The organism is uncultured Sphingomonas sp. (genome assembly GCF_964243315.1).
Lineage (GTDB): Bacteria > Pseudomonadota > Alphaproteobacteria > Sphingomonadales > Sphingomonadaceae > Sphingomonas.
The window spans coordinates 1-11,383 of sequence record NZ_CAXTEM010000074.1 but is presented as its reverse complement, the minus strand read 5'-3'; the positions used below and the strand labels follow the sequence as shown (position 1 = coordinate 11,383).

Here is an 11,383-nt window from a genome sequence, read left to right as displayed (position 1 = left end):
GCTCGGCGAGCGGCGCGTAGATATCCATCGTCTCGCGCGCGATCCGGCGGCGCTTGTCGGGCTTCGCGATGTGATGCAGCGTCCGCATGTTGTGCAGCCGGTCCGCCAGCTTCACCAGCAACACGCGAATGTCGTCGGACATCGCCAGCAGGAACTTGCGGAGGTTCTCCGCGGCGCGCTCGTTCTCGGTCTGCGCCTCGATTTTGCTGAGCTTGGTCACCCCGTCGACGAGCCGCGCGACCGAGCCGCCGAACAGCCGCTCGATCTCCTCGGGCGTAGCGACCGTATCCTCGATCGTGTCGTGAAGGATGGCGGTGGCGATCGTCTCCGCATCGAGATGGAGATCGGTCAGGATGCCGGCCACCTCGATCGGATGGCTGAAATAGGGATCGCCCGACGCGCGCTTCTGTGAGCCATGCGCGTGCATCGAGAAGACATAGGCCCGGTTCAGCAAGGCCTCGTCGGCGTCTGGATCATATTCCAGGACCCGGTCGACAAGCTCGTATTGGCGCAGCACGCGACCTCAATGGGGCCGCGTGCTGCTGCTTTGCAACAAAAAGCGTATCAACGGGCAACCATCTGTGCCGGCGCGGGCTTTACATGCGCGTTGCACTTGGCGAGCTGGTCCGCGTCATAGGCTTGGCCCTTCACCGCAAAGCTGCTGAGACCGCCGACGCGATCCGCGACCAGCTGGCATAGGATCTGGGGACGTTCGGGTGCCTGCGCCGCGACGAAGGCGCCGCCACGCCGCGACCAAGCGGTGCTGCGCGTGACGAGGCTGGTCTTGGCGACCGGAGCAGCCGGAACCGCGACATAGTAGCCGGTCGGAGCCTGTGCCTGGCCGGCAGTAGCCGACAACAGCGTACCGGAAACGCACAGTGCGGCGGCGAGCGAGACGAGATGCTTCATGGGAAGGCTCCGAGCAACGGGTTGCATATCGCTACCTATCCCACTAGGTTTCTAGTTGCAACTAGAAACCGATAAATTGTTCCGCGAGCGGGATTTTTGCGGTAGGTTGCCCTCCAGAGGATGCGACGATGGCCAAATTGCGCGAACCATTGCTCGAATGCAGTCTCCCCGCGGCGCTCGAGTCGATGGGCGAGCGCTGGTCGTTCCTGATCATTCGCGCCGCGTTCAACGGCCTGCACCATTTCGAGGAATTCCAGTCGGAACTCGGCATCGCGCGCAACATCCTCGCCAATCGGCTCGGCCGGCTGGTCGAACATGGCATTCTCGGGCGCGAGGCGATGCCCGCCGACCGCCGCAAGATCCAGTACGCGCTGACCGAGAAGGGCGCCGCGCTGCTCCCGACGATGATCGCACTGCGGCAATGGGGAGAACGCTGGGAGACGTGCGTGCCGGCCTTCCCGATCCTGGTCGACGCGCGCGACCGGCGCCCGATCGAGCCGATCTCGGTGATGTCGCACGACGGCCGCGTGCTCACCAAGCACGACCTGATCTGGGCGCTACCGGGTGATGTCGCACAGGACCCGGATCGGATGGAGGCGGCGGAATAGGGGGTCGCCCTCATCGCTACCTACTCGTGCTTGTCCCCTTTTCTTCCACCCCGGCGAAGGCCGGGGCCCAGTAGCGAAGGTGGACCTTACGACGCGCAGCATTCCCTTACGGCGACCTATCGACCTGGGCCCCGGCCTTCGCCGGGGTGGGCTCTGTGCGAGGGAAGGGGCTGCCAACGACGTGTCCCCGCGGAGGCGGGGACCCAGTACTGGGCTCCCGCCTTCGCGGGAGCACAAGCGAAGTGTGAGCAGCGCCCGTTATCCGCCGACCAACCCTTCCAGAAACGCCCGCACCTCGGCCCCCAGCGGCGCGGGGCGCCCGGTCGGCAGGTGCACGTTGACGCTCACCATCGTGATCACCGTGTGCAGTTCGCCGGTGACCGAATGCGCCAGTTCGAAGCGCTTGGTGATGCTCGACGTGCCGATCCGCTCGATCCTGACCGACGCCTCGATCGTGTCGCCGAGCACGAAGGGCTTCAGATAGTCGATCTCGCTGCGGCGGACGTGGAACTCGGTGTCGTGCCAGATCGCGCCCAGCGCCGCGTCGATCCCGGTCCATTCCCAAAAATCGGTGACCGCGACGTCGGCATATTCCAAGTAGCGCGAGTTGAAGACGACCTTCTGCCCGTCGATCTCGGCATAGCGCACGCGAAAGCGCGTCGAGAAGCTGAAGCCCTCCCTCATGCGACCGGCACCACCCCTTCACCCAATTGGTTGGGCGAGACCGGATCGGGGCGATGTCCCCAGCGGACCAGCGACCAGGCGCGTTCGTGGAAATAGAAGAGCAGGATCTTGGTCACGACCTCGGTCCCTGCGATCGACCCGGCGATCTTGGCGTTGCCGCTGGTGAACAACATGCCGAGGATGAAGGTGTCGATCGACCCCACGGTCCGCCACGACACTGCCTTCAGGAACGATCGCGGATGGCTTTCCAGCCCGCGGAAGAGAAGCATCAGCCCGCCTTCTGGCCCATGCCGGGCGTGTTGACGCCCATGCTGGCGAGGTAGCGCTTCACGTTGCGCGCGGCCTGGCGGAGGCGCTGCTCGTTCTCGACCAGCGCGATCCGCACGAAGCCCTCGCCATTCTCGCCGTAGCCGACCCCCGGCGCGACGGCGACGTGCGCGTGGGTCAGCATCTGCTTGGAGAATTCGAGGCTGCCGAGATGCGCGACGGCGGGCGGCAGCGGCGCCCAGGCGAACATCGACGCGCGCGGCGAGGGGATGTCCCAGCCGGCGCGCGCGAAGCTTTCGACCAGCACGTCGCGGCGCTTGTGGTAGAGCAGACGGTTCTTCTCGACGATATCCTGCGGGCCGTTGAGCGCGGCGCACGCCGCCGCCTGGATCGGGGTGAACGCGCCGTAGTCGAGGTACGACTTCACCCGCGTCATTGCCGCGATCAACTTGGCGTTGCCGACCGCGAAGCCGATCCGCCAGCCCGCCATGCTGTACGTCTTGCTGAGCGACGTGAATTCGACCGCCACGTCCTTGGCGCCCTTCACCTGCAGGATCGAAGGCGTCGGATTGCCGTCATAATAAAGCTCGGAATAGGCGAGGTCGGAGATGATCCAGACCTTGTTCTCCTTCGCCCATGCCACCAGCCGTTCGTAGAAGGCGAGATCGACCGCTTCCGCGGTAGGGTTCGACGGATAATTGACCACCAGCACGCTCGGCCGCGGTACGGTGAACGCCATCGCCCGTTCGAGGCTCTCGAAATACGCCTCGTCGGGAGTCGTCGGCACCGCGCGGATCGTCGCGCCGGCGATGATGAAGCCGAACGTGTGGATCGGGTAGCTCGGATTGGGCGCGAGCACGACGTCGCCCGGCGCGGTGATCGCAGTGGCGAGGCTGGCGAGCCCCTCCTTCGATCCCATCGTCACCACGACTTCGGTTTCGGGATCGAGATCGACGCCGAACCGCCGGCCATAGTAATTTGCCTGGGCGCGGCGCAGCCCGGGAATGCCCTTCGACTGCGAATAGCCGTGCGCGTCGGGCTTGCGCGTCACCTCGATCAATTTCTCGATGACGTGCTCGGGCGGCGGCAGGTCCGGGTTGCCCATGCCGAGATCGATGATGTCCTCGCCGCCCGCGCGCGCCGCGGCCCGCATGCCGTTCACTTCGGCAATGACGTAGGGCGGCAGGCGTTTGATGCGGTAGAAGTCGTCGGACATAGCGGTCGCGGTTCCCGGCAGTGAGGCCGACCCATAGTCGATCCGACGCCGCGCCGAAACGGGCTTGGCTCCCAGTGCGTCCTTTCGCGCCTCTCGACGGTTGATCTGATCCGGGGAGGGGGTGAACATCCTTCGCCCGGGCGCTAGAACAAGCGAAACGCGAGAGGATGCCATGGCCGACTCCGAAGCCGCCCCAACGCCGTCGCTCGGCGATCTCCAGCACTGGACCTGGGTGATGGGCCGTGCGCAGCAGATGATGATGGAGCAGGGGCTCGCCGCGGTGAACAGCGGCGCGGTGCCGGTGGTGCCCGGCATCAACGATCCCGCGACGATCGAGCGCGCGCGCGATTTCTGGACCGACAGCCTGACGCTGTGGCAGCGCTTCCTCGATCCCGCCAAGGCTACGCCCGCTACGGAGCCGGAGGCGCATGCCCGCGACAAGCGCTTCAAGGCCGCGGCGTGGCGGGAGAACCCGATCTATGACTGGACCCGGCAGAGTTACCTGCTGATCGCGGACCATATGCTCCGCAGCGTCGATGCGCTCGAGGGGGTCGACCCCAAGCAGAAGGAGACGCTGCGCTTCGCCGCCAAGGGGCTGGTCGACGCGATGAGCCCGAGCAACTTCGCGCTGACCAATCCCGAGGTCATGGAAAAGGCGATCGAGACCAAGGGCGAGAGCCTGTTGAAGGGTCTCCAGAACATGCTCGCCGATCTCGGCAAGGGGCAGCTGACGCATACCGATCCGGCCGCGTTCGAGGTCGGCCGCAACCTCGCGATGACGCCGGGCAAGGTGGTCAAGCGCACCCCGCTCTACGAATTGATCCAGTATACGCCGACCACGGACACCGTGCTGGCGACGCCGCTGGTGATCTTCCCGCCCTGGATCAACCGTTTCTATATTCTCGATCTGACCCCCGAGAAGAGCTTCATCCGCTGGTGCGTCGACCAGGGGATCACCGTGTTCATGGTATCGTGGCGGTCCGCCGATGCGACAATGAAGGACGTGATCTGGGACGATTACGCAATGGCGCAGGTCGAGGCGATCGACACGATCCGCGCGCTGCTCGACGTGCCCGCGGTCCATACCATCGGCTATTGCGTGGCGGGGACGACGCTGGCCGCGACGCTGGCGATGCTCACCGCGCGGGGGCAGGCGGACAAGGTGGCGAGCGCGACCTTCTTCACCGCGCAGGTCGATTTCGCGTCGGCGGGCGAGCTCCAGCATTTCGTCAGCGACGAACAGCTGCAGATCATCGACGGTCTGTCGAAGGAAGGGTTCCTCGACGGCCGCTACATGGCGTTGACCTTCAACCTGCTGCGCGGGCGCGACCTGATCTGGAACTACGTCACCAACAATTATCTGCTGGGTGCGGACTATACGCCGTTCGATCTGCTCCATTGGAACGGCGACACCACCAACCTGCCCGCCAAATGGCACCAGGCGTATCTGACCGATCTCTACCGCGACAATCGGCTGGTCGATCACGGCACCATGTCGATCGACGGCACCCCGATCGATCTGCGCCTGGTGGAGACACCCGCCTATATCCAGGCCGGGCGCGAGGACCATATCGCGCCCGCGGAAAGCGTCTGGCGGATCACCGACCTGTTCCGCGGACCCATGCGCTTCGTACTTGCCGGGTCCGGTCACATCGCCGGCGTGGTAAACCCGCCGGCAGCGGGCAAATATCAGTATTGGACCAACGACGAACCCGCCGTTTCGCTCGATGCCTTCGTCGCCGGCGCGACCGAGACAAAGGGCAGCTGGTGGCCCGACTGGCTCGCCTGGCTCCGTGGCCATGGCGACACGGTGGTCGCCGCGACGGGTGCGCGGGTGCCCGGCGGCGGCGAGGTCCCTTCCTTGGGCGACGCCCCCGGCGACTATGTGCGCGCTCGTTAAACGTTAATAACAAAAACGTTTTTTGATTTTGCTGCACTGCAACAAACTAGTTGCATATCGTCCGAAGTCGTCATATTGTGCGCCGCAGCATAAGCCTGGAGACGCGCGAATGGATCGGAAAGCGAAGCCTGTGGCGACCCCGGTCGTTCCTGTTGCCGCCGCACCCGTGTCGGTAGCCGCAAAGCCTGTCGTACCCGAAGTTTCGGCGCCGGTCGCCAAGCAAGCCGAGCCCCAATCAAAGCTCCAGCCGGTCGTACCGGCAGCAAAGCCGGTCGCCAAGAAGCCGGTCCCCGCCAAGGCGCCTGTACGCGACGAAAAGCCAACTCCGGCGCGCATCGCGCAGCCAACCCCCGCGCGCATTGCGCAGCCGATCAACGCCGTTCCGACGGCCACCGCAGCAAAGGATGTCACGATGGACACGATCAAGACCATGACCGAGAAGACCCAGGCGATGTTCGCCGGTGCCGATGCCAAGGGCGCGATGGAGAAGGGCCAGAAGATGTTCGACGAGATGAACAGCTTCTCGAAGGGCAACATCGAGGCGATCGTCGAATCGACCAAGATCGCCGCGAAGGGCTTCGAGTCGCTCGGCCAGGACGTCGTCGCCTACGCCAAGAAGTCGTTCGAGGAGGCCACCACCGCCGCCAAGACGATGGCGTCGGTCAAGTCGCCGACCGAGTTCATGAAGCTCCAGTCGGACTATGTCCGCAGCGCGTTCGACATGATGGTCGCCGAGACCTCGCGCTCGACCGAGACCATGCTGAAGTTGGCCGGCGAGGTCGCTCAGCCGATCTCGAACCGCGTCGCCATCGCAGCGGAAAAGGTCAAGATCGCCGCGTAACCGCGATCTTGTTCGTAGTGTAAGGGGCGGTCGCAGCGATGCGGCCGCCCTTTTCGCGTCGGCGGACCTTTTGCCGGCTTCGTGGCTTTTCCCCCTATAGGCCCCGGTTTGGCCCTTGCTCCTGACGCGGGGGATGCCATATTTTCGGAACCGACATGCAGATCCCACTCACATCCATGGCCGACCGTCGCGACGACCGCGGCAATGACGGTGCCGGGGACGGCGCCGGGAACGACACCGGCACCGGTCTCGCGACCAAGACTCGCACCCGCACCAAGCAGCCGACGCCGTACCGGGTGCTGATGCTCAACGACGATTACACCCCGATGGAATTTGTCGTCCTCTGCCTACAGCGCTTCTTCCGCATGGACATGGAGGCCGCGACCCGGGTAATGCTCCACGTCCACCAGAAGGGGGTCGGGGTGTGCGGCGTGTTCAGCTATGAGGTCGCCGAAACCAAAGTCGGCCAGGTCATCGACTTCGCCCGCCAGAACCAGCACCCGCTGCAATGCACGCTCGAAAAGGCGTGACGACGGGACGTCTCTAGACCTCCCATTCCCGTCACCCCGGACTTGGTCCGGGTCCCGCTATTCAGCGATCCGGTAAAAAGTTTTCCGTTCGTGCTGAGTAGAGACCGAGTAGCTCCCGCCAGGGAGCGTATCGAGGGCTCGTATCGAAGCACAGGTTCCGCGCGCCAACCTGTCCTTCGATACGGGCTCTCGATACGCTGCTTCGCAGCTACTCGATCCCTACTCAGGACGAACGGGGTGGAGGCTGATGACCCAGGTCCGGATGCAACCACTCCGCGTCCTCCGCGTGTCCGCGCGAAAACACTTCTGCCTGCCGAGCCCCACCCTTGCGCCGTGCCCCGCGCGCGCTAGACCGCGGCGATGGACCGTATTCTCATTCGTGGCGGCAACCGCCTGACCGGCCGCCTGCCGATCTCCGGCGCGAAGAACGCCGCGCTGACCCTGATGCCTTGCGCGCTGCTCACCGACGAACCGGTGACGCTGCGCAACCTGCCGCGTCTCGCCGATGTCGACGGCTTCGGCCACCTGCTCAACCAGCTCGGCGCATCGACCTCGATCGAGGGCACCCGGCCCGAGGATTTCGGCCGGGTCATGACGATCCGCGCCGGCAAGCTCACCTCGCATGAGGCGCCCTACGACATCGTCCGCAAGATGCGCGCGTCGATCCTGGTGCTCGGCCCGATCCTGGCGCGCGCCGGAGTCGCCACCGTGTCGCTGCCCGGCGGCTGCGCGATCGGCAACCGCCCGATCGATCTCCATCTGAAAGCGCTCGAGGCGATCGGCGCGGAGATCGAGATGGCGGCGGGGTATGTCCGCGCGTCGGCTGCCGGCGGGCGGCTCGCGGGCGGGCGCTTCAGCTTCCCGATCGTGTCGGTCGGCGCCACCGAGAACGTCGTCATGGCCGCGGTCACCGCGCGCGGCACCTCGGTGATCGAGAATGCGGCGCGCGAGCCGGAGATCGTCGACCTGTGCAATTGCCTGGTCGCGATGGGCGCGCATATCGACGGCATCGGCACCGAACGGCTGGAGATCGAGGGGGTCGATCGGCTCCACGGCGCCACCTACGCGGTGATGCCCGACCGGATCGAGGCGGGCAGCTACGCCTGCGCCGCCGCGATCACCGGCGGCAGCCTGGAACTCGTCGGCGTGAAGGCCGCCGACATGCGCGCCACGATCGACGCGCTGGTCGAGGCCGGCGTGACCGTGGCGGAAACCAAGGACGGCATCCAGGTCAGCGCCGACGGCCGGCTGCGCCCGCTGACGCTGTCGACCGCGCCTTATCCGGGCTTCGCCACCGACATGCAGGCGCAATTCATGGCGATGCTGTGCCGCGCCGATGGCGCCAGCGTGCTGACCGAGACGATCTTCGAGAACCGCTACATGCACGTTCCCGAACTCGCGCGGATGGGCGCGGACATCCAGGTCCGTGGGCGCACCGCGGTGGTCCGCGGTGTCGATCGGATGGCCGGCGCCCAGGTGATGGCGACCGACCTGCGCGCGTCGATGAGCCTGATCCTCGCCGGCCTCGCCGCGGAGGGCGAGACCCAGGTCAGCCGCGTCTATCATCTCGATCGCGGTTACGAGCGGCTGGAGGAAAAGCTCCAGGCGGTCGGCGCCGACATCGAACGCGCCAGCGACGGGTAGAGTCGTGCGACCGCCCGCCCTCTTGTGCTCCCGCGAAGGCGGGAGCACAAGATCAAGCAGAATTACGGACCGTGATTTGCTCGACTCTGGGTTCCCGCTTTCGCGGGAACACGAAAGGGCGTGGCCCTCGCGCCTTAACCGATTCGCTCCGGCACCGCCGCCGCATCGTCCGCCAGCGATGTCGCGGGCGCGACGGCTTCCCACGGGAACACGAACCAGTCCTTGGTGACCGTTCGGTCGATCGTCCGCGCACTGTAATCGACCCGCTCCGCCGAGCTGACATTGTCGATCAGCGTCGCGAACCGGATGCTGCCCGGCACTGCCCCCGCTGCCGCCAGCGCGCCGCGCAGATGCGTGATCGTGCGCCCCGAATCGTTGATATCGTCGAGGAACAACAGCCGCTCGCCCTCGCGCGTCCGTGCCGCGAGCCTCACCAGCGGCTCGTCCGCGAAATCCTTCACCTGGCTCGAAAAGTCGACCGACAGCATCGGCAGCCCCGCGGCATGGCTGAGGAACACCGCCGGCGTCAGCCCGCCCCGGCCGATGCCGATGATGAAATCGGGCGTCCAGTCCGCCGTGGCGGCCAATTGCGCGGCGATGTCGCGGATCGCGGCGACGAACTCGTCCTGTGTGATATCGGTGAAGACCGGCATCACTGCGCCCCGACATAGGCGTCGAGCGCGGCTAGATGGGTCGCGACGACATCGTCCGGCAGGAACGATCCGAGGAAGCTGTTGCGCGCCAGCATTGCCAAATCGCGCCGGTCGAGCCCGCGCGCGGCGGCGGCAGCGCGGTAATTGTCCGCGATGTAGCCGCCGAAATACGCCGGATCGTCCGAGTTGATCGTCGCGCGCAGCCCCTCGCGCAGCATCCGGTCGATCGGATGGTCGGCCATGTCGTCGACCACGCAGAGCTTGAGGTTCGACAGCGGGCAGACCGTCAGCGTCATCCCTGTCCGCGCCAGCCGCGCCACCAGGATCGGATCCTCCAGGCTGCGATTGCCATGATCGAGCCGGTCGACCCCGAGCAGGTCGAGCGCCTGGTAGACGTAATCGGGCGGCCCCTCCTCGCCGGCATGCGCGACTCGCCGCAACCCGAGTTCGTGCGCCGCCGCGAACACCCGCGCGAACTTCTCGGGCGGATGGCCGAGCTCCGACGAATCGAGCCCGACCGCGGTGATCTCGTCGATCCACGGCCGCGCCATCTCCAGCGTCGCGAACGCGTCTTCCTCGTCGAGATGCCGGAGGAAGCACAGGATCAGCCGCGACGTCATCCCATCCGCCGCCTCCGCCGCGGCCATTCCCGACAGCAATCCCTTGATCACCGTGTCGAAGCTCACTCCGCGCGCGGTGTGGGTCTGCGGGTCGAACATGATCTCGGCATGAACGACTCCGTCCGCCGCGGCGCGATCGAAATAGGCGACCGCGAGATCATGGAAATCGGCCTCGGTGCGCAGCACGTCGGCGCCCTTGTAGTAGATGTCGAGAAAGTCCTGGAGCCGCGAAAAGCTGTACGCCGCGCGCACCTCCTCGACGCTCGCGAACGGGATCGCCACGCCGTTGCGCTCGGCCAGCGCGAACATCAGTTCGGGTTCGAGACTGCCTTCGATGTGCAGGTGCAGCTCGGCCTTGGGCAGGCCCGCGATGAAGTCGTGATCGGTCATGCGGGTTTAATCGCCGGAAGTGGCGATCGGGGCAAGCGCTGGGGGTGGGGGGCTTGAAGGGGAATGCAGTCTCCCACTCCCTTCTACCACCCCGGCGAAGGCCGGGGCCCAGGTGGGAAGGCTCCGGTGACGTGCGTTGCGCCCCGTTACCAACTTCTCCCGACTGGGCCCCGGCCTTCGCCGGGGTGGTAGGAAGGTGGGTTGCGCTGGCAGCACCTCACCCACCACCCCCACCCCTCAGATCGCGTCCAGCGCCTGCGTGAAGTCCGCGATCAGGTCGTCCGCGTCCTCAACCCCGATCGATATCCGCACGAGATTGTCGGTGATACCCAACGCCTGCTTGCGGGCGTCGGGCACCGACAGATGCGTCATCCCCGCGGGGTGGCTCGCCAGCGTCTCGGTGCCGCCCAGGCTGACCGCCAGCTTGGCGATCTTCAGCGCGTCGAGGAACGCGAAGCTCTCCCGCTCGCCGCCCTTCAGGTACAGCGAGAAGGTCGATCCGCCGCCGGTGCAATGCCGGCGATAGATGTCGGCCTGCCGCTCCATGCCGGGCTCGTCCTCCAGAAAGCCGAGATAGGCGACGCGCTCGACCTTCGGATGATGGCGCAGATAGCCGCACACCTTCACCGCATTCTCGCCCGCGCGGCTCATCCGCAGTTCGAGCGTCTCCAGGCTGCGCAGCAGCATCCACGCGGTGTTGGGATCCGTGATCGTCCCGATCGTGTTGCGCATCGATCGGATCACGTTGATATGCTCCTTCGATCCGAGCACCCCGCCAGCGACCAGATCCGAATGCCCGCCGGCATATTTGGTCAGCGAATAGACTACGATATCGGCGCCATGCTTCAGCGGCTGGTGCCACAATGGCCCAAGGAAGGTGTTGTCGATCGCGATCGGCGGCTTCGTCTCGCCGAAGATCGCGTCGCGGCTCGCGGCGACCGCCTGCACGTCGACCAGTGCGTTGGTCGGGTTGGCGGGTGATTCGAGGTAGATCAGCGCGACGCTGCCCTTCGCGGCCTCGGTCATCACCGCGTCGATCTCTTCACGGGTCGCGCCGGCGGGGAAGTCGAGCCACTTGACCCCGAACTTGCCGAGCACGCGGCCGATCAGCGTCTCGGTCG

Annotated in this window: 13 protein-coding genes; 5 read left to right on the top strand and 8 right to left on the bottom strand. The window is 66.0% G+C overall.

Features of this window, described 5'->3' with window-relative positions; translation table 11 throughout:
* Both ACFE77_RS14750 and ACFE77_RS14745 read right to left on the bottom strand, forming a co-directional pair.
* Positions 1–517 (bottom strand): HD domain-containing protein (locus tag ACFE77_RS14750; protein WP_375422406.1); only part of this gene is annotated, 517 nt, incomplete at its 3' end.
* Positions 518–564: 47 nt separating this feature from the next.
* The gene (locus tag ACFE77_RS14745; RefSeq protein WP_375422405.1) at positions 565–909 is read right to left on the bottom strand and encodes a hypothetical protein; all 345 of its coding nucleotides are present in this window, start codon (positions 907–909) and stop codon (positions 565–567) included.
* Between the two features lie 128 nt (positions 910–1,037).
* On the opposite strand from ACFE77_RS14745, the gene ACFE77_RS14740 reads away from it, so the two are divergent.
* Positions 1,038–1,517, top strand: a complete 480-nt coding sequence (locus tag ACFE77_RS14740; protein ID WP_375422404.1) for a winged helix-turn-helix transcriptional regulator — start codon at positions 1,038–1,040, stop codon at positions 1,515–1,517.
* Between the two features lie 258 nt (positions 1,518–1,775).
* On the opposite strand, the gene ACFE77_RS14735 is transcribed toward ACFE77_RS14740, so the two are convergent.
* From ACFE77_RS14735 to ACFE77_RS14725, 3 genes are read right to left on the bottom strand one after another with little or no spacing between them, the layout of a single operon-like run.
* Positions 1,776–2,201: an acyl-CoA thioesterase gene (locus tag ACFE77_RS14735; RefSeq protein WP_375422403.1), complete on the bottom strand. Its 426-nt coding sequence runs from the start codon at positions 2,199–2,201 to the stop codon at positions 1,776–1,778.
* Positions 2,198–2,470, bottom strand: coding sequence for a DUF2061 domain-containing protein (locus ACFE77_RS14730; RefSeq protein WP_375422402.1), 273 nt, complete (start codon positions 2,468–2,470; stop codon positions 2,198–2,200). The genes ACFE77_RS14735 and ACFE77_RS14730 overlap by 4 nt, the downstream gene beginning before the upstream one ends.
* Entirely contained in the window at positions 2,470–3,684 is a 1,215-nt protein-coding gene (locus ACFE77_RS14725) for an LL-diaminopimelate aminotransferase (protein WP_375422401.1), read from the bottom strand. Before ACFE77_RS14725 ends, ACFE77_RS14730 begins: the two co-directional genes overlap by 1 nt.
* A gap of 172 nt (positions 3,685–3,856) precedes the next feature.
* On the opposite strand from ACFE77_RS14725, the gene ACFE77_RS14720 reads away from it, so the two are divergent.
* The 4 genes from ACFE77_RS14720 to murA all read left to right on the top strand — a co-directional run bounded on the left by ACFE77_RS14720 (position 3,857) and on the right by murA (position 8,599).
* On the top strand, positions 3,857–5,584 hold the full coding sequence (locus tag ACFE77_RS14720) for a PHA/PHB synthase family protein (RefSeq protein WP_375422400.1): 1,728 nt from the start codon (positions 3,857–3,859) through the stop codon (positions 5,582–5,584).
* A gap of 109 nt (positions 5,585–5,693) precedes the next feature.
* Complete coding sequence (phaP, locus tag ACFE77_RS14715; protein ID WP_375422399.1) at positions 5,694–6,425, top strand: TIGR01841 family phasin; 732 nt, start codon at positions 5,694–5,696, stop codon at positions 6,423–6,425.
* Between the two features lie 176 nt (positions 6,426–6,601).
* Positions 6,602–6,955, top strand: a complete 354-nt coding sequence (gene clpS, locus ACFE77_RS14710) for an ATP-dependent Clp protease adapter ClpS (protein ID WP_375422407.1) — start codon at positions 6,602–6,604, stop codon at positions 6,953–6,955.
* Positions 6,956–7,315: 360 nt separating this feature from the next.
* On the top strand, positions 7,316–8,599 hold the full coding sequence (gene murA, locus ACFE77_RS14705; protein ID WP_375422398.1) for a UDP-N-acetylglucosamine 1-carboxyvinyltransferase: 1,284 nt from the start codon (positions 7,316–7,318) through the stop codon (positions 8,597–8,599).
* Positions 8,600–8,733: 134 nt separating this feature from the next.
* Here murA and ACFE77_RS14700 read toward each other — a convergent pair whose 3' ends face one another.
* The 3 genes from ACFE77_RS14700 to ACFE77_RS14690 all read right to left on the bottom strand — a co-directional run.
* A complete protein-coding gene (locus tag ACFE77_RS14700; protein ID WP_375422397.1) occupies positions 8,734–9,252 on the bottom strand; it encodes a phosphoribosyltransferase in 519 nt (172 codons plus the stop codon).
* Positions 9,252–10,262 (bottom strand): adenosine deaminase, encoded by a 1,011-nt coding sequence (locus ACFE77_RS14695; protein ID WP_375422396.1) that lies wholly within the window; start codon positions 10,260–10,262, stop codon positions 9,252–9,254. The genes ACFE77_RS14700 and ACFE77_RS14695 overlap by 1 nt, the downstream gene beginning before the upstream one ends.
* Before the next feature lie 237 nt (positions 10,263–10,499).
* Positions 10,500–11,383: PLP-dependent transferase (locus tag ACFE77_RS14690; protein WP_375422395.1), on the bottom strand; the 884-nt coding region annotated here is incomplete at its 5' end.

Excerpts from the sequence above, each read along its gene's own strand:
- ACFE77_RS14745 (WP_375422405.1), bottom strand. The coding sequence starts at position 909 with ATGAAGCATCTCGTCTCGCTCGCCGCCGCACTGTGCGTTTCCGGTACG.
- ACFE77_RS14740 (WP_375422404.1), top strand. The coding sequence starts at position 1,038 with ATGGCCAAATTGCGCGAACCATTGCTCGAATGCAGTCTCCCCGCGGCG.
- ACFE77_RS14735 (WP_375422403.1), bottom strand. The coding sequence starts at position 2,201 with ATGAGGGAGGGCTTCAGCTTCTCGACGCGCTTTCGCGTGCGCTATGCC.
- ACFE77_RS14730 (WP_375422402.1), bottom strand. The coding sequence starts at position 2,470 with ATGCTTCTCTTCCGCGGGCTGGAAAGCCATCCGCGATCGTTCCTGAAG.
- ACFE77_RS14725 (WP_375422401.1), bottom strand. The coding sequence starts at position 3,684 with ATGTCCGACGACTTCTACCGCATCAAACGCCTGCCGCCCTACGTCATT.
- ACFE77_RS14720 (WP_375422400.1), top strand. The coding sequence starts at position 3,857 with ATGGCCGACTCCGAAGCCGCCCCAACGCCGTCGCTCGGCGATCTCCAG.
- phaP (WP_375422399.1), top strand. The coding sequence starts at position 5,694 with ATGGATCGGAAAGCGAAGCCTGTGGCGACCCCGGTCGTTCCTGTTGCC.
- clpS (WP_375422407.1), top strand. The coding sequence starts at position 6,602 with ATGGCCGACCGTCGCGACGACCGCGGCAATGACGGTGCCGGGGACGGC.
- murA (WP_375422398.1), top strand. The coding sequence starts at position 7,316 with ATGGACCGTATTCTCATTCGTGGCGGCAACCGCCTGACCGGCCGCCTG.
- ACFE77_RS14700 (WP_375422397.1), bottom strand. The coding sequence starts at position 9,252 with ATGCCGGTCTTCACCGATATCACACAGGACGAGTTCGTCGCCGCGATC.
- ACFE77_RS14695 (WP_375422396.1), bottom strand. The coding sequence starts at position 10,262 with ATGACCGATCACGACTTCATCGCGGGCCTGCCCAAGGCCGAGCTGCAC.